Raw genomic sequence first — 22,232 nt, forward strand, 5'->3', positions numbered from 1 at the left:
ACAGCCCGCGCGCGGCGCGTCACACCGCGCCCATGCTGCGCATTTCCGACATTTCCTATTCCGTCGCCGGGCGCCCCCTGCTGGAGGGCGCCTCGGCCACCATCCCCGCCGGGCACAAGGTGGGCATCGTCGGCCGCAACGGCACCGGCAAGACCACGCTTTTCCGCCTGATCCGGGGCGAATTGACGCTCGACAGCGGCCGCATCGAGGTGCCCGCCCGCGCCCGCATCGGCGGCGTCGCGCAGGAGGTGCCCTCGTCGGAGACCTCGCTGATCGACACGGTGCTCGAGGCCGATGTCGAACGCGCCGCCCTGATGGCCGAGGCCGAGACGGCCGATGGCCACCGCATGGCCGATATCCAGACGCGCCTGGCCGATATCGACGCCTGGTCGGCCGAGGCGCGGGCCGCCTCGATCCTCAAGGGCCTGGGCTTCACCGATGCCGAGCAGCAGATGCCCTGTTCCGCCTTTTCGGGCGGCTGGCGGATGCGCGTGGCGCTGGCGGGCGTGCTGTTCGCGCAGCCCGATGTGCTGCTGCTGGACGAGCCGACCAACTACCTCGACCTCGAGGGGGCGTTGTGGCTGGAAAGCTACCTGGCGAGATACCCGCATACCGTTCTGGTCATCAGCCATGACCGCGACCTGCTGAACCGGGCGGTGGGGCATATCCTGCACCTGACCGACAGGCAGCTGACGCTCTATTCCGGGGGCTATGACACCTTCGCCCGCACCCGCGCCGAGCAGCGCGCGGTGCAGGCCGCGGCCGCGAAAAAGCAGGAAGCGCAGCGCGCCCATCTGCAAAGCTTTGTCGACCGGTTCCGCGCCAAGGCGTCCAAGGCGAAACAGGCGCAATCGCGGGTCAAGATGCTGGAAAAGATGGAAACGATCCGCGCGCCCGAGGATGCGGCGCGCACCGTCTTCACCTTCCCCGAACCGGACCAGCTGTCGCCGCCCATCGTGAACCTCGAAGGGGCATCGGTCGGCTATGACGGCACACCCGTTCTGGCGCGGCTGAACCTGCGCATCGACCAGGATGACCGGATCGCCCTGCTGGGCCGCAATGGCGAGGGGAAATCGACCCTGTCGAAACTGCTGGCGGCCAAGCTGACGGCGATGGAGGGGCGGGTGACGACATCGTCCAAGCTGCGGGTGGGCTATTTCGCGCAGCACCAGGTGGACGAGTTGCATCTGGACGAAACGCCCTTGCAACACATCCAGCGCGAACGCCCCGACGAGGCGCCGCCGCGCCTGCGCGCGCGGCTGGCGGGGTTCGGCCTGGGCGCGGATCAGGCCGAGACCGAGGTCGCCCGTCTGTCGGGCGGGCAGAAGGCGCGGCTGTCGCTGTTGCTGGCGACGCTGGAGGCGCCGCATATGCTGATCCTCGACGAGCCGACCAACCATCTGGATATCGAAAGCCGCGAGGCGCTGGTCGAGGCGCTGACCGCCTATTCCGGCGCGGTGATCCTCGTCAGCCACGACATGCATCTGCTCAGCCTTGTGGCGGACCGGCTGTGGCTGGTCAAGGACGGGCGCGTCGCCCCCTATGACGGCGATCTGGCCAGCTATCGGCAGATGCTGCTGAGGGGCGAGGACAAGACCCCCAAACCCGCCAAACCCGACAAACCCGACAAACCCGCCGCCCCCGCCAAGGCAAGGCGACCCAGCCAGGATCAGGTCAAGGAGTTGCGGGCCGAGCTGCGCCGGGCCGAGGCGCGCGTCCAGAAGATCGAGGAGATGCGCGAGAAACTGGCCGCGAAACTGGCCGACCCCACGCTCTACGAAGACGATCGCGCCGGCGATCTGGATGTCTGGCAAAAAAAGTTCGCCGAGGTCGAGGACGGGCTTGCGCGGGCCGAGGCGCTGTGGATGGCCGCGGCCGAGGCGCTGGATCGGGCCAAGGCGGGCTGACCAGCCCCCCCCTTGGCGATATCCGGGCGCGGCGCGACAGCGTGCCACGCGCCGGTGGTGTTTCAAAACATATATTGCTGATGTACATTATTGACAGGTGCAATTTATAGGAGTCCTGTCATGGCCAACCCCGCCGGATATACGCGGACGCAGATCCGCCTTCACTGGATCATCATGGGCCTCGTCGCCCTGCAATACATCTTCAAGGGCGCGATTTCGCAGGCCTGGGACGACTGGCAGGCCGGGGCCGAGATCGCCTTTGATCCGATGATCGCGCAACATGTCTTTCTGGGCGCGCTGGTGGCGCTGCTGACCCTGTGGCGTCTTGGCCTGCGGGTCAGCCACGGCGCCCCGGCCCCGGCGGGAGCCGACAGCGCACCGGGCAAGGCCAAGGTCGCCCTGGCCACGCAATGGGCCTTTTACGCGCTGCTTCTGCTGATGCCGATTTCGGGCTCGGTCGCGTGGTTCGGCGGGGCCGAGGGGGCAGCGATCGCCCATAACGTGATGAAAGTCGCGCTGCTGGCCCTGATCGCGCTGCATGTCGTCGGCGCGCTGGTGCAACAGTTCGTCCAAAAAACCAACGTCATGGCACGGATGAAACATCCCGTCGCCTGACATTCGGGGGCATTGACAGATGACACCGCTGAAACCGACCCTTCTGATCCTGGCGATGGGGGCGGGTGTGGCCTTTGCCAATTCCCACGCCATGCCGGGCGCGCAATTCCTGAGCGTGTGGGACCTGGACGCCGACGGCACGGCAACACTGGCCGAGTTGCAGGAGATGCGCGGCATCGTCTTCGCCATGTTCGACAGCGACGCGGACGGCACGCTGAACACCGAGGAATATCGCGCCTTCGACGAGACGCGGGCCGCCGACCTGGCGAATTTCGAGGGGCCGGACCCGGCCCGCGAAAGGATGCAGATGGTGGCCGACGGTCTTGGCCGCGCCGCCAATGACGCCGACGGCAACGGCCGCGTGACGCGGGACGAGTTCATCGCCGGAACCCATGCCTGGCTCGAGCAGATCGACCGGGACGGGAACGGCGTCGTGACCAGCGCAGATTTCATGCGCTGAAAGGGCCGGGCCGCGTGTCTTGTTTGCACCCGAGACCCGCGGCCCGGCCCGCCCCATGGCCTGCACGCGCCATTGACCTTTGCGCCCCGGCGCGGCAGGGGTCGGCGCATGGAACTGGCCGTCTACATTCCTGCCTTCGTGGCGCTGTTCGTCATCATCGACCCGATCGGCATGGCGCCGCTCTTCGTGGCGCTGACGGCGGGCATGGACGCCACGCAAAGGCGCAAGGTCGCGATCCGCTCGTGCCTCGTGGCCTTTGGCTTGCTGACCCTGTTCGGTCTGGCGGGCGAGGCGGTGCTGAATTTCCTCGGCATCTCGATGCCGGCCTTCCGCATGGCGGGGGGGATCCTGCTGTTTCTGACCGCGCTCGACATGTTGTTCGAGCGCCGCAGCCAGCGCCGGCAGGGCCAGGCCGAGGCCGAGCATTCCGACGATCCTTCGGTGTTTCCGCTGGCCATCCCGCTGATTGCCGGGCCCGGCTCGATCGCGACGATGATACTGCTGACGGGACAGGAGGGCGGCGATCTGCTGCATGTCGCGTTGATCCACCTGGTGATGGCGGTCGTTCTGCTGGCGGTTTTCGTGCTGTTCCTGCTGGCGGGCCGTCTGGAACGCCTGTTGGGCGAAACCGGCATCAACGTGGTCACACGCCTGCTGGGCATGCTGCTGGCGGCCCTGTCGGTGCAATTCGTGATCGACGGTTTGCGCGATCTGGCGGTGATCTGACGCCGTCCCCGCCCTATATGATGGCCAAAGGGGTGTGCAGATGCTGAATGGCGAACAAATCGGAAGCCTGATCTACCTGGCCTTGCTGGGCACGGCGATTGCCGGATGGATGGTGGCTTCGAACCGCAGAAACATCGGAAAGCTGACGCAATATGCGGCGATCTGGATCTTCATTTTCCTTGGCGCGGTCGTCGCCGTGGGCCTGTTCACCGATATCCGCAACGATCTTGCGCCGCGCCAATCGGTGATGATGCAAGGCCAGCGGATCGAGGTGCCGCAGGCCGCCGACGGACATTTCTACCTGACGCTCGGCGTGAATGGCACGCCGGTGCGGTTTGTCGTGGATACCGGGGCGACGGAAATGGTGCTGAGCCGCCGTGACGCCGCGCGCGCCGGCATCGACCTGGATGCGCTGATCTACACCGGGCGCGCCTACACGGCCAATGGCATGGTCCAGACCTCGCCCGTGCGCCTCGAGACGCTGGAACTGGGCGGGATGGTCGAACGCGGGGTTCGGGCCGTGATCAATCACGGCGAGATGCCCGACAGCCTGCTGGGGATGCGCTATCTGCAACGCTTTGACCGGCTCGAGATCTCGGATCAACGCCTCGTACTGGTGCGGTGAGAGCCCTCACCCGGCTTCACCCGCCCGATTGCGCCTTCATCTCCCACCGGCCGGATTCCTCGGACCAGTATTTCGCTTCGACGCCTGCGTCGGTCAGTGACCGCCACTGCTCGCGCGCGGTCTGCTTGGCGGCCTCGTCATGGCCATCGAACAGGATCATCACCCGCGACAGGGCCGTGACCTCGGGCGCGGCGACCCCGGCGCCCTCGACCGAGATCACGCAATCGGGCCGGTTGGGGGCCGCAGCCCCGGTGGTCAGCAGGATGGGCTGATCGGCGTCATGGGGCCCGCCTGCACGGCCGTGGGGCAGAAAGCCGTCCTCGGGGCCCAGCCACAATTGCGCATCCAGCCGATCAAGCGCCTCGTCGGTGCGGCCGCGCACCGCCACGCGCCATCCCTGCTGGCGCGATTTCTCCAGCAGGGTGCGCAGCGTCACCTCGACCGGATGGCGCGTCAGGTGGTAGAAAAAGGCCGCCCCCAAAACCGCCCTACCCTTCGTAATTGTCACGCACGAGCCGGTCGAGGGCCAGCACCCCCCACGCCCGTCGCGCCCTTGGGCGCCAGCATCGTGTCGGATTTCACACTGGCCACGCCCGCGATGTCCAGATGGATCCAGGGCGTGTCGTCCTTGACGAAACGTCCCAGGAACTGCGCCGCCGTGATCGACCCCGCGGCGCGACCGCCCACGTTCTTCATGTCGGCGATGCGGCTTTTGAGCATGTCGTCATAAGCCTTGCCCATGGGCAGGCGCCAGGCGCCTTCGCCCTCGGCGGCGGCGGATTTCAGGAAGGCATCGGCGAAGGCGTCGTTGTTCGAGAAAACGCCGCCGTTCTCATGCCCCAGCGCGATGATCATCGCCCCGGTCAGGGTGGCGAGGTCGACCATGCCCGCGGGCGAAAACCGCTCCTGCGCGTACCACATGACATCGCACAGCACGAGGCGCCCCTCGGCATCGGTGTTGATGACCTCGATCGTGTCGCCCTTCATCGAGGTGACCACATCGCCGGGGCGCTGTGCCCGGCCCGAGGGCATGTTCTCCACCAGCCCGACAAGGCCCACCACATTCGCCTTTGCCTTGCGCTGCGCGATGGCGCGCATGGCGCCGGCCACGACGCCCGCGCCGCCCATGTCCATGGTCATGTCCTCCATGCCGCCGGCGGGTTTCAGGCTGATACCGCCGGTGTCGAAGACGACGCCCTTGCCGACCAGCGCCAGCGGGGCCGCGTCACCGCCGCCCTTCCACTGCATGATGACGACCTTGGACGGGCTGTCCGAGCCATGGCCCACCGCCAGCAGGGCGTTCATGCCCAGCTCGGCCAACTGGTCCTCGTCCAGCACCTCGACCTCGACCCCAAGGGCCGACAGGGCCGACAGACGCTCGGCAAACTCGGTGGTGGTCAGCACATTGGCCGGTTCGTTGACCAGATCGCGGGTAAAGAACACCCCCTCGGCCAGCGCCGCCTTGTCGGCCCAGGCCGCGGCGGCCGCGTCGGGTTTGCCGACCATGATCGTGGCGCCTTCGGGCGCGTCGGCCTCGCCGCTCTTGTGATCGGTGAAATCATAGCTGCGCAGGACAAGGCCAAGGGCGATCTCCTCGATCCTGTTGGTGGCCCCCGCACACAGCGTCAGCGGCCCCTTGCCACGGGCGCGGGCCAGCGCCGCGCCGGCCTTGCGCGCGGCCTCGAGCGTGGGGCGGCGGCCCAGTTTCAGCACCACCAGCGTGTCGGCGGCCACCCCGGCGGGAAAAGCCAGCGCGATCGCGTCGCCGTCCCTGGCCTTGTCGAAGCGCGCGGCCTCGACCAGGCGGGCCACGGCCCCCTTGGTCAGACGGTTCAGGCGCCGCGCGGCTGGGTCGAGCTTGCCCTCGGGGGTGACGATCGCGGCCACCGTGCCGCCGGCCTCTTTCAGCGCGTCGAGATCGGTTTCGGTAAAGTCGATGGTGATCGGCGTCGTCATGGCGAAGGCCCCCTGCTCAGGTCAGCGTGTCATTCTTGCCGCGACATTAGGGCGGCGCGGGCCGGTTGACCAGATCACCCTTACGACCGACATGGAATTGGATTACAACGACATAAGCGCGGTCGGCTGCCACCGAACGCAGGATGTGGGGTGGCCCGTCACGATGCGGCCCCCCGACAGGAACGAAGTGCCAATGGATGGGGGCGGAACGGCGTGGGGCGGTATGACCGCTATATCCTGACGCAGCTTGTGGGGCTGTTCGGCTTTTTCAGCCTCGTCCTCGTGTCCGTCTACTGGATCGAGGCGGCGGTCGAGCTGTTCGGCGAGTTGATCGCGGATGGCCAGAACCTCGGGGTGTTTCTGGAGTTCACGGCGCTGACCCTGCCCGAGATCATGTTGCTGGTCCTGCCCGTGGCCAGCTTTGTCGCCACGCTGTACGTGTTCAACCGCATGATCAACGAAAGCGAACTGGTCGTGTTGCAGACGGCGGGCCTGTCGGCGGCGCGGCTGTTGCGGCCCGTGTTCGTCTTCGGGCTGATCCTGTCACTGCTGGTGCTGATCCTGGCCAATATCCTGGCCCCCGCCGCGCGCGAGCAGTTCAACGACCGCCGCAGCGAGGTGGGCGAGGATGTGACCGGGCGGTTTCTGCGCGAGGGGCAGTTCATCCACCCCGCCGACGGGCTGACCGTCTATATCCGCGAAATCACCGAGTTGGGCGAGTTTCGCGACCTGTTCCTGCAAGACGCCTCGGGCGAGGATGTCGAGGTCACCTATACCGCCACCAGCGCCCTTCTGGTGCGGTCCGATACGGGGCCGCGTCTGGTGATGTTCGACGGCATGGCGCAATCCCTCAACCGGGTCACGGGGCGGCTTTCGACGGTGCAGTTCGCCGATTTCGCCTATGATATCGGCGCCTTGATCGCCGATGGCGGCCCCCGGCGCATGGACTCGCGCGAGATGTCCACCCTGGCGCTGATCACGGCGGACACGGCCCTGGCCGAGGCGCTGCGCGACCCGCTGGCCGAAGTGCTCTACGAGGGGCATGATCGGATCGGCCGGGCGCTGTTCGTGATGTTCCCGCCGCTGATCGCGGCGGCGACGCTGATGCTGGGGCATTTCTCGCGCTTTGGGGTCTGGCGGCAGATCCTGATCGCGGTGGTTCTGATCGTGCCCTTGCAGGTGGTCTGGAACTGGGCCGAGGCCACCGCCACGCGCGATGCGTCCCTTTGGCCGCTGGCCTATCTTCAGGCGGCGGTGGCGGCGACGATAACCCTGACGCTGCTGGGACTGGCCGCGGCGCGGCGGCGGCGCAAAAGCGGGCTGATGCGCCGGCTGCGCGAGGCGCCGGCATGATCCTGCATGTCTATATCGCGCGCCGGTTCCTGCGGCTGTTGATCATGGTGATCGCCGTCTTCGTCGGCATCCTGATGCCGATCGACATCGCCGATCATCTGGGGCGCGTCGGCCCGGATGCGGGCCTCGGCGCGGTGTTCCAGCTGTCGTTGCTGAACCTGCCCGGCGCGCTTTATGCGTGGCTGCCGCTGTTCGTCATGATCGCCACGCTGTTCCTGTTTCTGGGGCTGGCGCGGACATCGGAACTGGTGGTGGTGCGCGCCGCGGGGCGTTCGGCGCTGCGCTCGGCCGCCTCACCGGTGGCGATGGCCTTTCTGCTGGGCGTGGCGGCGTTGGCGATCCTCAACCCGATCGTGGCGGCGACGCAGCAGCAATACGATCTGACCTTCGCGCGGCTGCGCGGCGACGAGGAGCGGACGCTGTCGGTCAGCGACGAAGGTCTGTGGCTGCGGCAGGGCACCCCCGACAGCCAGACGGTGATCCACGCCGCTGCGACCAACTCGGACGGGACGCATCTGTTCGACGCGACCTTCTTTTCCTTCGACGCGGACGGCCTGCTGATCCAGCGCATCAGCGCTGAAGAGGCGCGTCTGGCCTCGGCGGCCTGGACGCTGTCGCAGGCCACGCTGTGGCCCATTGCCGAGGCCGAGAACCCCGAGGCGGCCGCCCGGCAGATCGCGCGGCTGGACCTGCCCTCGACGCTGACCGCGGACCAGATCCGCGACAGTTTCGGTGCGCCGGAAACGGTGCCGATCTACCAGTTGCCGGGCTTTATCGCGCAACTCAACGCCGCGGGCTTTGCCGCCACCCAGCATCGTATCTGGCTGCAAATGCAGCTGTCGAATCCGCTGATGCTGTCGGCCATGGTCCTGATCGCGGCGGGCTTCACGATGCGGCATACGCGCTTCGGAAAGACGGGTTTATTGGTTCTGGGGGCGATTTTGCTTGGATTCGGGGTGTATTTTATCCGCGATTTCGCCGAAGTTCTGGGTGAGACCGGACAGCTGCCCGCATCGCTGGTCGCGTGGACGCCCCCCGTGGCGGCCATTCTTCTGGCACTGGGGCTGTTGTTGCATACGGAGGATGGATGAAGCGCCGGGCGCGTCATATCCTGAGCACCGCCCTTGCGGCGGGCCTGATCGCGTTCACCCCCCAGGGGGCGACGAACGCACAGGCTGTGCCCGCCACCCTGATCGCCGACGACATCCAGTTCGACAACGTCGGACAGGCCATCACCGCCCGCGGCGGCGTCGAGGTGTTCTGGGAAGGCACCCGGCTGAGGGCCGAGGCGATCACCTATTCCTCGGGCGGCGACCGGATCACCGTCGAGGGGCCGATCACCCTGATCGACCCGTCGGGTGGCGCCATCATCCTGGCCGATTTCGCCGAGTTGTCCGCCGATCTGCAGGAGGGGGTGCTGCAATCGGCGCGGCTGGTACTGGACCGGCAGATGCAGATCGCCGCCACACAGATCGACCGCAGCGACGGGCGCTATACCCAGATGTATCAGGCGGTCGCCTCCTCTTGCGAGGTTTGCGCCGACAATCCCACGCCGTTGTGGGAAATCCGCGCCCGCCGCGTCATCCACGACGCCGAGGAACAGCAGCTTTATTTCGAAGGGGCGCAGTTCCGCGTCATCGGCGTGCCGGTGATGTATCTGCCGCAGATGCGCCTGCCCGATCCGACGCTGGATCGCGCGTCCGGGTTCCTCGCGCCGTCGATCCGCTCGGATGACGTGACGGGGACGCAACTGCGGGTGCCCTATTTCATCATGCTGGGCGACCACGCCGACGTGACGGTGACGCCGTGGCTGGGCACCGGCGACAGCCAGACGGTCGAATTGCGCTATCGGCAAGCATTCCGCAATGGCCGCGTGACGGCCACCGGCGCGCTGACCGCCGACGATCTGACGAATGACGATTTCCGCGGCTATCTGTTTTCCTATGGCAGGTTCGATCTGCCGCGCGACCTGACGCTGGATTTCGCCGTCGAGACGGTCAGCGACGAAGGCTATCTGACCACCTACGACTTCCCCGATCCCGACCTGCTGGAAAGCTATCTGCGCGTCAGCCGGGTCACCGCCGACAGCTATCTCGAGGTGGGCGCGACGCTGTACAATTCGCTGCGCGACGGGGTGAACAATGACGAATTGCCCACGCAGGTCGTGCAAGGCAGCTACACGCATCGCTTCACGCCGGATCTGATCGGCGGAATCGCCCAGGTCAATCTCGAGGCGATGGCCTATGCCCGCCCCTCGGACGCGATCGGTTTTGACGCGGTGACCGGCGATCCGCTCGGCACGGATGTCGCGCGGCTGACGGCCGGAATCGACTGGCAACGCTCGACCATCCTGCCAGCCGGTTTGCTGCTGACCTACGAGGCGGCTCTGTTCGCCGATCTCTACAGCGTGCGCGAGGATCCCGATTTCAACGGCGAAACGACGCGCATCACCCCCTACGGCCAGGTCGAGTTGCGCTGGCCGTTGCAGCGCCTGTCGCAGGGTGGCGTCAGCCACCTGATCGAACCGGTCGTGCAACTGGGCTGGTCGCGCACCAGCGGGGACCCTGTCCCGGTCGAAGACAGCGCCATCGTCGAGTTCGACGAGGCCAACCTCTTCGCGCTCGACCGCTATCCGGGCTCGGACCGGCGCGAAGAAGGCACGCGCGCCAATCTGGGCGTCATCTATACCCGCACGGACCCGTTGGGCTGGTCGGCCGGCGTGACCGCAGGGCTTGTGCTGCGCGAAGAGGAGATCAACCCCTTCACAGCCGGCTCGGGCCTTGATGGCGTGCAGTCGGACTGGCTGTTCGCGGCCCATGTCGGGGTGGACGACCGCTGGCGGCTGATCAATCGGGCGATCTTCAACTCGGATTTCGATTTCACCTCGAACGAGATGGCCCTGACTTGGGGCAACGAGGAATACGACCTGTCCTCGAGCTATATCTGGCTGGCGGCCGATATCGACGAGGGACGGGTCGAGGACCTGTCGGAATGGGCGTTCGACGCCTCGTACCGGATCGACGATTTCTGGCAGGCCGGCGTCGATTGGCGCTATGACTTCGTCGAGGATGAACCGAGCCGCACCGGCCTGTCGATCGGCTACGCCAATGAATGCGTGGACGTGGAATTCACCGTCTCGCGCCGCTATACAAACGCCAGCACGCTGGAGCCGACGACCTCTTTCGGGCTGACGGTCGCGCTGAACGGATTCGGCGCCACCCGCGAGGGGCGCAGTCAGGCCCGGTCCTGCCGACAATAGGACCGGACGGCAAAAGGGGTTGCATGCGGCCTGCAAGCGGGCCCATCTGTCCCGCAAGAGACGAAACCGAAATATGCGGTGCACCACCGCGGGCCCTACCCTGCCCCGCCCCGCCGCAGTCAGACCCGGATAGATGGCAGCACGCATGACCAAGACCGCCCTGTTCCCGCGCACCACGCTTTTTGCCCTGTTCTGCCTTGTTGTGACCGGCTGTGCCGCCGCACTGTCCGGCATCTCGACGGCCAGCGCGCAAAGCCCGTTCTCGGCCGCCGCGCGCGTGAACGATTCCATCGTGACCTATTACGAGATCGGCCAGCGCCAGCAGTTCCTGAGGGTGCTGAACGCCCCCGACACCGGCGCCGAGGATGTTCTGGAAACCCTCATCGACGAGCGGTTGCAAAACCAGGCGGGCGAACGGCTGGGCGTGGTTGCCGACGAAGAGCAGATCGAAACCGGGGTCGAGGAATTCGCCGGCCGTGCGAATATGGGGGCCGAGCAATTCGTGCGCGCGCTGGCCCAAGAGGGCGTCGCCCCCGAGACCTTTCGCGATTTCGTCGCGGCCGGCATCACCTGGCGCAATGTGGTGCGCGCACGCTTCGGGCGCGATGCCCGCGTCAGCGAGGACGAGATCGACCGCGCCCTGGCCTCGGGGATCACGACGGGCGGCATGCGCGTGCGTCTGGCCGAACTGATCATCCCGATCACGCCGCAGAACGAGGCGAATCTGACCAGTGAACTGGCCCGTCTGGCGGCGGATGTGCAGGGGTCCAACACCCGGTTTTCCGAGGCCGCACGCCGGTTTTCCGCCGCCCCCTCGCGCGAGGCGGGCGGGCTGACCGACTGGCGCCCGCTGACGGCGCTGCCGCCGCAATTGCAGCAGTTGATGATGCGCCTGTCGCCGGGTCAGGTCACCGACCCGATCAACCTGGGCAACGCGGTGGGTCTGTTCCAGTTGCGCGGCCTGTCGGAAACGCCGGTCGGCGCGCCCGAGGTGTCGAGCATCGATTTCCTGACCGTCGCCATTCCCGGCGGGCGCAGCCCCGAGGCGCTGGCCGAGGCGCAGCGCCTGCGCGACCGTGTGGATACCTGTGACGATTTCTACGGCCTCATGCCCGGCGGGTTCGAACGCGTGACGCAGCCGGTGGGCGAGATCCCCTCGGACATCGCGGCGGCGCTGGCAACCTTGGACGAGGACGAGGCCTCGCTGGATGTGACCCGTGGCGACGGCACCGTGCTGTTGTTCACCATGCTCTGCGGGCGCAGCTTCAACGTGCCCGAGACCGCGCGGGACGAGGTGCAGCAGGTCCTGTTCCAGCAACGGCTGGAAAGCTATGCCTCGGGCTATCTGCAGGAATTGCGGGCCGATGCGATCATCTCCTACACGGGCGGCTGAGGCAGCGCGATGACGGCACGTGCCCCGATCGTCCTGACCTTGGGCGAACCGGCCGGGATCGGCCCGGAAATCGCCGCGCGCGCCTGGCAGAGATTGGCGGGGCGGCTGCCGTTCTTCGTCCTGGGCGATCCGGCGCATCTGGAGGGGTTGGGCGTGCCGCTGGCGCCCATCCATGCCCCGTCAGAGGCGGAAACGGCGGTGTTTCACGGCCTGCCGGTCCTGCCGCATCCCTTCCCCGCCGCGCGCCGGCCGGGACAGCCCGCCGCCGAGAACGCCAGCGCCGTGATTTCGAGCATCGCGCGCGCCGTGGATCTGGTGCTGCGCGGTCAGGCCGGCGCGCTGACCACCGGCCCGATCCACAAGAAGGCCCTGCAGGACGGTGCGGGCTTCCGCTTTCCCGGCCATACGGAATACCTGGCGCATCTGGCCGGCGTGGACCGGGTGGTGATGATGCTGGCCGGCGCCGATCTGCGCGTCGTGCCGACGACGATCCATATCGCGCTGCGCGACGTGCCCGAGGCGCTGACACGGCCCTTGCTGATGGATACGATCCGCATGACCGAGGCCGCGCTGCGCCACGATTTCGGCATCGAGACGCCACGGCTGGCGGTGGCGGGGCTGAACCCCCATGCCGGCGAGGGCGGGGCCATGGGCCGAGAGGAGATCGAGCTGATCGCGCCGGTGATCGCGGCGCTGAGGGCCGAGGGTCTGGCCCTGTCGGGCCCGCATTCGGCCGACACGATGTTCCACCCCGCCGCCCGCGCCCGCTATGACGCGGCGATCTGCATGTATCATGACCAGGCCCTGATCCCGATCAAGACGCTGGCCTTCGACCAGGGCGTGAACGTGACCCTTGGTCTGCCCTTCATTCGCACCTCGCCCGATCACGGGACGGCCTTCGACATCGCCGGACAGGGTGTGGCCGACCCGGCCAGCCTGATCGCCGCGCTGGAGATGGCCGCCGAGATGGCGGTTGCGCGGGCGGCCCGCGACACCGGCTGAGCGCGCGGCGCGCCCTCGTGGGGCATCTAGCCCCCGTCGGGCACCGAGGCCTTCGGCGTCTTTTTGCATATTTGAGGGATAAAGATGCAGGCGGGCTGCGCCCCAGGGCCTTACGGGGCCTCACGCGGCCCGGGTCTTGCGCCTCTGGGCGAGTTCTGCGCATCTGGCGCGCATGAGCGGCATCGACACTCTTCCCCCGTTGCGCGAGGTCATTGCGGCCCACGGCCTGTCGGCCCGGAAATCGCTGGGGCAGAATTTCCTTCTGGATCTGAACCTGACGGCGCGGATCGCGCGGGTGGCGGGCGATCTGAGCGGGGCCGATGTGCTGGAGGTGGGACCGGGCCCAGGCGGGTTGACGCGTGGCTTGCTGGCCGAGGGCGCGCGGCGCGTGGTGGCCGTGGAAAAGGACGCGCGCTGCCTGCCCGCGCTGGAGCAGATCGCCGCGGCCTATCCCGGGCGGCTGGAGATCCTGAATGCCGATGCGCTCGAGGTCGACTGGGCCGCGCATCTGACGCCGCCGGTCAAGGTCGTGGCCAACCTGCCCTACAATGTCGGAACGGAATTGCTGGTGCGCTGGCTGACGCCGCCGGACTGGCCACCGCTGTGGCACTCGCTGACCCTGATGTTCCAACGCGAGGTCGCTGAACGGATCGTGGCGCGGCCCGGATCGAAAACCTATGGGCGGCTGGCCATCCTGTCGCAATGGCGATGCGAGGCAAAGATCGCGCTCGGCCTGCCGCCCGAGGCCTTCACCCCGCCGCCCAAGGTCCGCTCGGCTGTGGTGCATCTGACGGCCCTGCCCGCGCCGCGCTTTCCCGCCGATGCGGCCGTGTTGAGCCGGGTGGTCGCCGCGGCCTTCAACCAGCGGCGCAAGATGCTGCGCGCCAGCCTGAAAGGGGTGGCGCCGGATATCGAGGAGCGGTTGCGCGCGGCCGGAATCGCGCCCACCGACCGCGCCGAGCAGGTGTCGCTGGAAGGGTTCTGTGCCCTGGCCCGCGAGGTCGCCAAACCCTGACGCGGGGCATGAAAAACCGCCCCGAGGGGCGGTTTTTCGCGATCATTGCCTTACTCGGCCGCTTCTTTGGGTGGCTGGTCGCCATCGGAGCCGTCAGCCGCGCCCTGGTCGGGCTCGGCTTTCTTGCGTGGTTTGCGCGCGGGTTTTTCACCACCCTCCTGGGTCGGGGCGCGCCGGGGACGGCGCGTGCGCTTGGGCTTGCTTTCCGGGGTTTCCACCAGCCCGCTATCGCCGCCCTGATCCTCCATCACGGCGTCGAAGGGCCGGTCATCGCGTTTCGAGTCGCCCTCGGGCTTGGTAGCCTCGTCGGGTTTGGCCGGCTCGTCGGTCTTGGCCTGCTCGCCCCCGGCGCCCTTGGGCGCATCGGATTGCGATTTCGGAGAGTGGCCCTGGCCCGACTGCTGGCCGCCCTGCTGGTTTTGCTGGTTCTGCTGTGCCTGCTGCTGTTCGCGGCGGGCCTCCTGCTCGCGCTGAGCTTCGGCCAGGAGGCGCAGGTAGTGCTCGGCGTGCTGCTGGAAGTTCTCGGCCGCGACTCGATCATTGGCCAGTTGGGCATCGCGCGCCAGCTGGTTGTACTTTTCGATGATCTGCTGCGGGGTGCCGCGCACCTTGCCCTCGGGCCCCGAACTGTCGAAGACACGGTTGACGATATTCCCGACAGAGCGGTTGCGGTTACCCTTCGACCGCGAACGGTTCTTAGATGATCTCATGTGGTTCTTTGATCCAGTTGCCCTGGTTTGCAAAGGGACGCGGCCAAGGCCCCGTTCCGCTCGTGCGGCAGTCCAACGCGCTGCGAAGGGGGCCGCGGAAATTTGGCAAAGACGCCGACGATGGCATGTGCCGTGTCGTCTGCTCAGACCTGAGTAAACATGCGGGACCCGGTAAAACAAGGGCAAAACGACGAAATCACCCGGTTTTCACGCCGAAAAGCCGGTTTTCGCCGGCCACAGTGACCTATCGGCACCGATCCGCCTGTGCTGTGCCGACACGGCCCATGGCGACGCGGTCCTTTCCGTTGATGTCGGTCTGGATCGAGACGTCCTGAAACCCGGCCTGTGTCAGCATGTCGCGCAGGGCCTGCCCCTGCAACGCGCCGATCTCGAGAAGGAGACGCGCACCGGGGTTTGCATGCGCCGCAACGCCATCGAGGATCGCCCGATAGGCCGACAGCCCATCGCCGCCAGGGGTCAGCGCGGCCATCGGTTCATACTGCTGCACCTCGGGGGCGAGGGCTGCATAGTCAGCTGCCGTCACATAGGGCGGGTTCGAGACGATCAGGTCGAACCGCCCCCCGATCCCCGCCCACCAGTCGGCCGCCGCCAGATCGAGACGCGACGCGACGCCATGGGCCGTGGCATTGCGCGCCGCAATCGACAGGGCGGCTGGCGAAAGATCCGTGGCGACACCTCGGGCGGTCGGGCGCTCGGCCAGGAGGGTGACGGCAATGGCCCCCGATCCTGTCCCGAGGTCGATCATGGTCTTGAAGGGATCGGACAAGGCCAGCTCGATCAGCGTTTCGGTATCGGCACGCGGGGTCAGCACGTTACGATCCACTGCGAAGGCGCGACCGTAGAAGGGCCAGTGACCCAGGATCTGGGCCAGCGGCTCATGGCCTGCGCGACGCGCGAGCATGGCATCGGCCCGCAGTTCCGGCCCGGCGTCCAGCGGTGTGGCGCCCTCGGCCACAAGGCGCGCGGCCGACCAGTCGGTTGCAGCGCGCAGGATCAGGCGCGCGTCGCGTTGCGCCTCGCTCAGGCCGATCAGCGGCGCAAGGCGCGCCGTGGCCGCGCGCAGCCAGTCCGCGGCGCTGCGTGTCATGGTCTGGCTGGCCTGCGGGGTGGCTCGGCCTGCGGCCTGCGCCCACCACCGCGGTGGCACCGCGCGCAGGCGCGGTGCGGTGGCGCCCGGTCCGGCCCGGTGCCCCGGCGACCCAACGGGGCGCCGGGCGCGAACGAGGCCTCGGCAACGCCGAGGCACGAGGCCGCGACCCCACCGGGCGACGTCGCAGACGGCGCAACCGCGATCATGGCTGCCCCTCCATTTCGGCCAGCATCTGCGCCTGGGCATCGGCGGTCAGCGCGTCGATCACCTCGTCGAGATTGCCAGTCATCACTTCGCCCAGCTTGTAGAGGGTCAGGTTGATCCGGTGGTCGGTCACGCGACCTTGCGGGAAATTGTAGGTACGAATGCGCTCCGAGCGGTCGCCCGAGCCCACCTGGGCCTTGCGATCGGCCGAGCGTTCCTCTTCGGCGCGGCGACGTTCCAGGTCGAACAGGCGCGCCCGCAGCACGCCCATGGCGATCTCGCGATTGCGGTGCTGCGATTTCTCGGAACTGGTCACGACGATCCCGGTGGGCAGGTGGGTGATGCGCACCGCCGAATCCGTCGTGTTGACGTGCTGCCCCCCCGCGCCAGAGGCCCGCATCGTGTCGATGCGGATATCCTGGGCTGGGATGTCGATCTCGACCGCCTCGGCCTCGGGCAGAACGGCGACGGTGGCCGCCGAGGTGTGAATGCGCCCGCCGGATTCGGTCTCGGGGACGCGTTGCACGCGGTGCACGCCCGAGTCGTATTTCAGCCGGGCGAACACGCCTTCGCCGACGATCCGCGCCGTCACTTCCTTGATGCCGCCAAGCTCGGTTTCCTGAAGATCCACGATCTCGACCGTCCAGCCGCGCGCCTCGGCATAGCGGGTGTACATGCGCAGCAGGTCACCGGCGAACAGCGCCGCCTCCTCGCCGCCGGTGCCGGGCCGGATTTCGAGCATGGCCGCGCGGGCATCTGCGGCGTCCTTGGGCAAGAGCGCAAGGCGCAGGGCATGTTCGGCCGCGGGCAGTTCGGCGCGGATCCGGGCGATTTCCTCCTCGGCGAGGTCCCGCATCTCGGGGTCGGCCACCATCGCCTCGGCCTCCGCCAGTGCGCTGCGCAGCGCGTCATGGGCGGCGATCTGGGCCACGACCGGCTTCAGTTCGCTGTACTCGCGGCTGATCTCGGCGATCTTGTCGGGATCGGGGCCGGCATTGAGCTGGGCCTCGAGAAACTCGAAGCGATCGGTGATCTGGCGCAGGCGATCGAGGGGGAGGTTGGCGGGTTGCATGTCGGGGGAAGTGCCGCGCGTTGGCCACGCGGTCAAGGGCGCTTCGCGCCCCTGCGGGATGTTGCGGGCGCGCGCCCCGGCCCGTCGAGGCGCCTGGGGTCGCCGCGCCAGACCGTCACGGTGTCAGGAGCCCTCACGGCGCCAGCGGCGCGATCCAGCGGTTCACCCGCGCCCGGTTCGCCCCAAGATCCGACTGGCCGTACCGCGAGCGCGAGAAAATCTCGACGCGGGTGGCATCGCCATCGGGCACCAGGCGGATCGACACGGCGTCGGGAAAGCCCATCAGCGCCGTGCGCGCCACATAGGTCGCGTGCCCGTCCGACAGATCGCCGGCGATGCGGGTGGCGCCTTCGGCCGTGGCCGCCTGTTCGAGAAGGTCGGCCGTCGCGGCAAGGGCTGCCCTGGGTGGCGCGGGGCCTCGTCGCCCACCCAGCAACACGTAATTGGGCGTCGTGGGCGGCGTGACGTCGGCCGGTTCGACATGCCAGACCTCGGCGGGCATGGGCACCTGCCGGAAATAGATCGCACCGGCGACGGTCACGACGACGAGCAGAATGGCGATGGTGAACAGAATACGCATGACACCTCAGGTGGGGATTTGGCCGGATGGATCAAGCCCCGCCACGCGCGACCACTCGAGCGGGTTTGGCGTGGCGTGCGGGGTGGTAGGTCTGCCACTACGACAGCAAGCGCGCGGTTGCACGGGCGATGACACGCTCTTCATCCGTGGGAAGGACAAGGATGGGCACAGGGCCGCTGTCGATGCGGCGCGCATGGGCGGCATTGGCCGCGTCATCCAGCGTCAGACCCAGAAACCCGAGCTTTTCAAGCGCCATGGCCCGCACGGGCGCGGCGTTCTCGCCGATCCCGCCGGTAAAAACCAACCCGTCCAATCCGCCGAGCGAGGCCGCCAGCGCGCCGATCTCGCGCGACAGGCGGGCGGCGTAATAGGCCACGGCCTGTGCCGCGCGCGGGTCCTCCGAGGCCGCAGCGTGCGCATGTCATGGCTGATCCCCGACAGACCCTTGAGGCCGCTTTCCTTGTACAGCAGCGTCGTGAGCGCCTCGGCCGCCATGCCCGATTGCATGAGGTAGAGCATCACACCGGGGTCGAGTTGCCCCGACCGGGTGCCCATGGGCATGCCGTCAAGCGCCGAGAACCCCATGGTGCTGTCGATCGAGACGCCGTCCCGCGTGGCACACAGGGACGAGCCATTGCCAAGATGCGCAATGATAACATTGCCTTGAGATATGTTATTGAAGTCATGCCTTAACAGGCTGGTGATGTAGTCGTAGCTGAGCCCGTGAAAGCCGTAGCGCCGCACGCCGTCGTCATGAAACCGGCGCGGCAAGGCGAAGGTGTCGTTCACCCAAGGGTGACCGCGGTGAAAGGCCGTGTCGAAACAGGCGATCTGGGGCGCCCCCGGAAAGGCCCGTCGCGCGGCCGCGATCCCGGCCAGGTTGTGCGGCTGATGCAAGGGGGCCAGCGGCGAGAGCGTGTCGAGATAGGTGATCAGGTCGTCGTCAATATGGCGCGGCCCGTCGAGATATGGCCCGCCGTGGACGACGCGATGCCCCACGCCTGCGATCTCGTCACCAGCCAGGCGCGGCCGCAACGCCGCGATGATCGCGGCAAGGGCCGCGCCGTGATCCGGGGCGTCCACGGCCGTGCGCGTCCGGCCGCCATCGTCGCTGAGGACCAGCGCTGCCTCGGGGCCGATGCCATCGACCTGGCCGCGCGCCTCTTCGACAGGGTCGTCCGCCGCATGATACAGCCCGAACTTGATCGAACTGGACCCGGCGTTGAGCGTCAGGATGGCGCGGTTCATTCCGTGGTCCCGGCCTGCGCATGGGCATAGAGCGCGGCCACCGCACACGAGGCCAGCCGCGCGCGGTCGTCATCGGCCCGGCTGGTCAGGATCACCGGCACCTGCGCCCCCATGACCACGCCCGCGGCCTCGGCATGGGCGAGGAAGGTCAACTCCTTGGCGATCATGTTGCCGGCCTCGAGGTTCGGGGCGACGAGGATATCGGCATGCCCCGCGACCAGCCCGGTCAGGCCCTTGGTGCGGGCGGCGCCCAGATCGACGGCATTGTCCATGGCGAGCGGCCCGTCCACCAGACCGCCCGTGATCTGGCCCCTGTCTGCCATTTTCGACAGGACCGCCGCGTCGATGGTCGAGGGGATCGAGGGCGTCACCGTCTCGACCGCCGAGAGGATGCCGACCTTGGGCGTTTCGATCCCCATCGCGCGGGCCAGGTCGATGGCGTTTTGCACGATCGAGACCTTGCAATCGAGATCGGGGGCGATGTTGATCGCGGCGTCGGTCACGAACAGGAAATGATCCAGCCCCGGCACATCCATCACGAAGACATGGGAGAGGCGGCGATTGGTACGCAGCCCGCCCTCCTTCTTCAGGATCGCATGCAGCAGCTGGTCGGTGTGCAGATGCCCCTTCATGACGGCGCGTGCGCGGCCTTCGTTCACCAGCGCGACACTGCGCAACGCAGCGGCGCGGTGATCGGGGATGTCGATGATCTCGACCCCGTCGATCGTCACGCCGGCCTCGATGGCGGCGGCCTCGATCTTGCCACGGGCCCCCACGAAGATGGGCGCGATCAGCGTGTGGTCGGCCCCCAGCATCGCGCCGCCCACCGCATCGGGCGATTCGGGGCAGACCACCACGGTCGGGATCGGCGGCAGCGGTTCGGCGCGGGCCAGCAACCGGTCGAAATTGGCATGGCGCTGCACCGTCAGGCCGGGCACATCGGCGCCGTCGAAGCTTTGGGCGTGATCGGGGGCGATGACGCGCGCCTCGCCCAGGGCCACGGGGCCCGACGGCCCCTCGACGCGCGTGGACAGGCGCACCACACCCTCGGGCAGCTTTTCCTCGACCCGCACGGTGACGGTCAGTTCCTCGCCCGCGTGGGCGCGGCCGCAAAACTCGGTATCCTGATGCAGATAGAGCGTGCCCGGCCCCGGCAACTGGTTGCCCAGCACCCCCGAGACCAGCGCCGCGACCCAGGCCGAGGGGGCCACCGCCTCGGGCTTGCCGTCGCCATCCCCGTCCTCGTTGGGCAGGTGCATCGGGTTCAGGTTGCCGCTGGCATGGGCAAAGACATAGAGATCGTCGGCCCGCACCAGGCGTTTGATCTGCGCCTCCATGCCGACGGTCAGATCGGCATAGGGGGTGGCGGTGAAACGGGTCATGAAAGGCTCGTGCTGTTGAAGGGTCTGGTGCCCCGCACCCTAGGCGCGGGATGTGACACGTCTTTGATATGTGTCAGCTTGCGTGTGCCGCGACGGTTGCGCGCGTCAGGTCCCGCAAAAGGTGCGGGTGACGCGCTCGGCTTCTTGCGGCGGGGTGGCCAGATCGAGGTCGGCGGCATCCGGCGCATAGGGGGTGGCAAGGGCGTTGGCCAGCCGTTCGAATGGGGCGAAATCCCCCGCGACGCCGGCCTGGATCGCCTGTTCTATGCGGTGATTGCGCGGGATCAGCGCGGGGTTCACCGCCTGCATGGCCGCCTGCCGGGTGGCGGGGTCACGCCCCTCTTGCGCAAGACGCGCCTGCCACCGCGCCAGCCACGGGGCAAAGGTGTCGGGATTGCGAAACAGCGCGGCGGCGCTGTCCGGGTCGGGGCCCGAAAGCGCCCGGAACGTGTTGGTGAAATCGGCCTCGCCCCTGGCCATCGCCTCGAGCAGGTCAAAGGCCAGCGCCAGATCGCCCTCTTGCGGCGTGCTCAGGCCCAGCTTGGCCCGCAACACGGCATGCCATGCGGTCTCGAACCGGTCGGAAAAGCCGTTCACCATCTCGGTGAACCGTTCGATCCCGGCGTCGCGATCGGGCATCAGCGGCAACAGGGCCGTGGCCAATTGCGCAAGGTTCCACACCGCAATCTGCGGCTGATTGCCGAACGCGTAGCGCCCGTATTGGTCGATCGAGGAAAACACCGCCTGCGGGTGATAGGCATCGAGAAAGGCGCAGGGCCCATAGTCGATCGTCTCGCCGGAAATGGTCATGTTGTCGGTATTCATCACCCCGTGGATGAACCCCACACCCATCCAGCGCGCGATGAGGTCGGCTTGCGCGCCGATCACCGCGTCCAGCAAGCCCTCAGGGCCGGTGGCATCGGGATAGTGGCGGGCGATGGCATGATCGGCCAGCGCTTGCAGCGCGTCGATATCCTGCCGCGCCGCGAAATATTGAAACGTGCCCACGCGGATATGGCTTGAGGCGACGCGCGCCAGCACCGCGCCGGGCAGGGCCGCCTCGCGCAGGACGGGTTCGCCCGTGGTGACGGCCGCCAGCGCGCGGGTCGTCGGAATGCCAAGCGCCGCCATCGCCTCGGACACGATGTATTCGCGCAGGACCGGGCCCAGCCAGGCCCGCCCGTCGCCCATGCGGCTGTAGGGCGTGCGCCCCGACCCCTTGAGCTGAATGTCGAACCGCGCGCCGTCCGGGGCCACCACCTCGCCCAGCAGGACGGCGCGGCCATCGCCCAGTTGCGGCACCCAGCCGCCGAACTGGTGGCCGGCATAAACCTGCGCGAGGGGGGTCGCCCCCTCGGGGACATGATTGCCCGCAAAAATCGCCGCGATCTCGTCTTGCGCGTCGGGCAAGAACAGGCCCAGCCGGTCGGCCAGGGTGCGATTGATCGCGATCAGGCCCGGCGCCTCGACCGGTTCGGGCCTCTGGCGGGTGAAAAACCGATCCGGCAGGCGGGCGTAGGAATTGTCGAAATTGGCCTGAAGCGTCATGGGTGTCGTCCTGTTCTGCTATGTCAGACCTAGGCGCACATGGGGCCGCGTGCCACCCCGCCGCGT

At 67.8% G+C, this 22,232-nt stretch carries 18 protein-coding genes and 2 pseudogenes; 11 read left to right on the plus strand and 9 right to left on the minus strand.

The window, feature by feature from the left end:
- The first annotated feature begins 32 nt into the window (after positions 1 to 32).
- From ROSELON_RS14880 to ROSELON_RS14900, 5 genes are all read left to right on the plus strand, one after another.
- On the plus strand, positions 33 to 1,907 hold the full coding sequence (locus tag ROSELON_RS14880; RefSeq protein WP_025313114.1) for an ABC-F family ATP-binding cassette domain-containing protein: 1,875 nt from the start codon (positions 33 to 35) through the stop codon (positions 1,905 to 1,907).
- A 120-nt stretch (positions 1,908 to 2,027) separates the two neighbouring features.
- The gene (locus tag ROSELON_RS14885; protein WP_025313115.1) at positions 2,028 to 2,522 is read left to right on the plus strand and encodes a cytochrome b; all 495 of its coding nucleotides are present in this window, start codon (positions 2,028 to 2,030) and stop codon (positions 2,520 to 2,522) included.
- Positions 2,523 to 2,541: 19 nt separating this feature from the next.
- Positions 2,542 to 2,982 carry an EF-hand domain-containing protein gene (locus tag ROSELON_RS14890; RefSeq protein WP_025313116.1) on the plus strand — a complete coding sequence of 147 codons (441 nt, stop codon included), beginning with the start codon at positions 2,542 to 2,544 and terminating at the stop codon, positions 2,980 to 2,982.
- A gap of 108 nt (positions 2,983 to 3,090) precedes the next feature.
- Positions 3,091 to 3,708, plus strand: coding sequence for a MarC family protein (locus ROSELON_RS14895; protein WP_025313117.1), 618 nt, complete (start codon positions 3,091 to 3,093; stop codon positions 3,706 to 3,708).
- 40 nt (positions 3,709 to 3,748) lie between these two features.
- On the plus strand, positions 3,749 to 4,333 hold the full coding sequence (locus ROSELON_RS14900) for a retropepsin-like aspartic protease family protein (protein ID WP_051508424.1): 585 nt from the start codon (positions 3,749 to 3,751) through the stop codon (positions 4,331 to 4,333).
- A 16-nt stretch (positions 4,334 to 4,349) separates the two neighbouring features.
- Here the strand turns inward: ROSELON_RS14900 and ROSELON_RS14905 are convergent, their stop codons facing one another.
- Both ROSELON_RS14905 and ROSELON_RS14910 read right to left on the minus strand, forming a co-directional pair.
- Positions 4,350 to 4,814, minus strand: coding sequence for a DNA polymerase III subunit chi (locus ROSELON_RS14905; RefSeq protein ID WP_025313119.1), 465 nt, complete (start codon positions 4,812 to 4,814; stop codon positions 4,350 to 4,352).
- Positions 4,815 to 4,821: 7 nt separating this feature from the next.
- Positions 4,822 to 6,289 (minus strand): annotated as a pseudogene (locus ROSELON_RS14910) (leucyl aminopeptidase).
- A 213-nt stretch (positions 6,290 to 6,502) separates the two neighbouring features.
- Between ROSELON_RS14910 and lptF the strand changes: the two are divergent.
- From lptF to rsmA, 6 genes are all read left to right on the plus strand, one after another.
- On the plus strand, positions 6,503 to 7,642 hold the full coding sequence (lptF, locus tag ROSELON_RS14915; RefSeq protein ID WP_025313120.1) for an LPS export ABC transporter permease LptF: 1,140 nt from the start codon (positions 6,503 to 6,505) through the stop codon (positions 7,640 to 7,642).
- The gene (lptG, locus tag ROSELON_RS14920) at positions 7,639 to 8,733 is read left to right on the plus strand and encodes an LPS export ABC transporter permease LptG (protein ID WP_025313121.1); all 1,095 of its coding nucleotides are present in this window, start codon (positions 7,639 to 7,641) and stop codon (positions 8,731 to 8,733) included. Before lptF ends, lptG begins: the two co-directional genes overlap by 4 nt.
- A complete protein-coding gene (locus ROSELON_RS14925) occupies positions 8,730 to 10,901 on the plus strand; it encodes an LPS-assembly protein LptD (protein ID WP_025313122.1) in 2,172 nt (723 codons plus the stop codon). The genes lptG and ROSELON_RS14925 overlap by 4 nt, the downstream gene beginning before the upstream one ends.
- A 145-nt stretch (positions 10,902 to 11,046) precedes the next feature.
- Positions 11,047 to 12,294 carry a peptidylprolyl isomerase gene (locus ROSELON_RS14930; RefSeq protein ID WP_025313123.1) on the plus strand — a complete coding sequence of 416 codons (1,248 nt, stop codon included), beginning with the start codon at positions 11,047 to 11,049 and terminating at the stop codon, positions 12,292 to 12,294.
- Between the two features lie 9 nt (positions 12,295 to 12,303).
- Entirely contained in the window at positions 12,304 to 13,296 is a 993-nt protein-coding gene (gene pdxA / locus ROSELON_RS14935) for a 4-hydroxythreonine-4-phosphate dehydrogenase PdxA (protein WP_025313124.1), read from the plus strand.
- Between the two features lie 172 nt (positions 13,297 to 13,468).
- The gene (rsmA, locus tag ROSELON_RS14940) at positions 13,469 to 14,311 is read left to right on the plus strand and encodes a 16S rRNA (adenine(1518)-N(6)/adenine(1519)-N(6))-dimethyltransferase RsmA (protein ID WP_025313125.1); all 843 of its coding nucleotides are present in this window, start codon (positions 13,469 to 13,471) and stop codon (positions 14,309 to 14,311) included.
- A gap of 50 nt (positions 14,312 to 14,361) precedes the next feature.
- On the opposite strand, the gene ROSELON_RS14945 is transcribed toward rsmA, so the two are convergent.
- The 7 genes and pseudogenes from ROSELON_RS14945 to ROSELON_RS14975 form a co-directional block, all read right to left on the minus strand.
- On the minus strand, positions 14,362 to 15,021 hold the full coding sequence (locus tag ROSELON_RS14945) for a DUF4167 domain-containing protein (RefSeq protein WP_025313126.1): 660 nt from the start codon (positions 15,019 to 15,021) through the stop codon (positions 14,362 to 14,364).
- A 244-nt stretch (positions 15,022 to 15,265) separates the two neighbouring features.
- Positions 15,266 to 16,129 (minus strand): peptide chain release factor N(5)-glutamine methyltransferase, encoded by an 864-nt coding sequence (prmC, locus tag ROSELON_RS14950; protein WP_025313127.1) that lies wholly within the window; start codon positions 16,127 to 16,129, stop codon positions 15,266 to 15,268.
- Between the two features lie 205 nt (positions 16,130 to 16,334).
- Positions 16,335 to 17,408 carry a peptide chain release factor 1 gene (prfA, locus tag ROSELON_RS14955; protein ID WP_025313128.1) on the minus strand — a complete coding sequence of 358 codons (1,074 nt, stop codon included), beginning with the start codon at positions 17,406 to 17,408 and terminating at the stop codon, positions 16,335 to 16,337.
- A 133-nt stretch (positions 17,409 to 17,541) separates the two neighbouring features.
- Positions 17,542 to 17,988, minus strand: coding sequence for a DUF1499 domain-containing protein (locus ROSELON_RS14960; protein WP_025313129.1), 447 nt, complete (start codon positions 17,986 to 17,988; stop codon positions 17,542 to 17,544).
- 97 nt (positions 17,989 to 18,085) lie between these two features.
- Positions 18,086 to 19,236: pseudogene (locus ROSELON_RS14965) on the minus strand (acetate/propionate family kinase).
- Positions 19,233 to 20,618, minus strand: a complete 1,386-nt coding sequence (locus ROSELON_RS14970; RefSeq protein WP_025313130.1) for a bifunctional enoyl-CoA hydratase/phosphate acetyltransferase — start codon at positions 20,616 to 20,618, stop codon at positions 19,233 to 19,235. Before ROSELON_RS14970 ends, ROSELON_RS14965 begins: the two are co-directional and overlap by 4 nt.
- A 105-nt stretch (positions 20,619 to 20,723) precedes the next feature.
- Entirely contained in the window at positions 20,724 to 22,166 is a 1,443-nt protein-coding gene (locus ROSELON_RS14975) for a protein adenylyltransferase SelO (RefSeq protein WP_025313131.1), read from the minus strand.
- Positions 22,167 to 22,232 lie beyond the last annotated feature (66 nt).

It is taken from the genome of Roseibacterium elongatum DSM 19469, from assembly GCF_000590925.1.
Taxonomy (GTDB): domain Bacteria; phylum Pseudomonadota; class Alphaproteobacteria; order Rhodobacterales; family Rhodobacteraceae; genus Roseibacterium; species Roseibacterium elongatum.

Coding starts and splice junctions, on each gene's coding strand:
- ROSELON_RS14880 (WP_025313114.1), top strand. CDS start 33: ATGCTGCGCATTTCCGACATTTCCTATTCCGTCGCCGGGCGCCCCCTG.
- ROSELON_RS14885 (WP_025313115.1), top strand. CDS start 2,028: ATGGCCAACCCCGCCGGATATACGCGGACGCAGATCCGCCTTCACTGG.
- ROSELON_RS14890 (WP_025313116.1), top strand. CDS start 2,542: ATGACACCGCTGAAACCGACCCTTCTGATCCTGGCGATGGGGGCGGGT.
- ROSELON_RS14895 (WP_025313117.1), top strand. CDS start 3,091: ATGGAACTGGCCGTCTACATTCCTGCCTTCGTGGCGCTGTTCGTCATC.
- ROSELON_RS14900 (WP_051508424.1), top strand. CDS start 3,749: ATGCTGAATGGCGAACAAATCGGAAGCCTGATCTACCTGGCCTTGCTG.
- lptG (WP_025313121.1), top strand. CDS start 7,639: ATGATCCTGCATGTCTATATCGCGCGCCGGTTCCTGCGGCTGTTGATC.
- ROSELON_RS14925 (WP_025313122.1), top strand. CDS start 8,730: ATGAAGCGCCGGGCGCGTCATATCCTGAGCACCGCCCTTGCGGCGGGC.
- ROSELON_RS14930 (WP_025313123.1), top strand. CDS start 11,047: ATGACCAAGACCGCCCTGTTCCCGCGCACCACGCTTTTTGCCCTGTTC.
- pdxA (WP_025313124.1), top strand. CDS start 12,304: ATGACGGCACGTGCCCCGATCGTCCTGACCTTGGGCGAACCGGCCGGG.
- rsmA (WP_025313125.1), top strand. CDS start 13,469: ATGAGCGGCATCGACACTCTTCCCCCGTTGCGCGAGGTCATTGCGGCC.
- ROSELON_RS14945 (WP_025313126.1), bottom strand. CDS start 15,021: ATGAGATCATCTAAGAACCGTTCGCGGTCGAAGGGTAACCGCAACCGC.
- prmC (WP_025313127.1), bottom strand. CDS start 16,129: ATGACACGCAGCGCCGCGGACTGGCTGCGCGCGGCCACGGCGCGCCTT.
- prfA (WP_025313128.1), bottom strand. CDS start 17,408: ATGCAACCCGCCAACCTCCCCCTCGATCGCCTGCGCCAGATCACCGAT.
- ROSELON_RS14960 (WP_025313129.1), bottom strand. CDS start 17,988: ATGCGTATTCTGTTCACCATCGCCATTCTGCTCGTCGTCGTGACCGTC.
- ROSELON_RS14970 (WP_025313130.1), bottom strand. CDS start 20,618: ATGACCCGTTTCACCGCCACCCCCTATGCCGATCTGACCGTCGGCATG.
- ROSELON_RS14975 (WP_025313131.1), bottom strand. CDS start 22,166: ATGACGCTTCAGGCCAATTTCGACAATTCCTACGCCCGCCTGCCGGAT.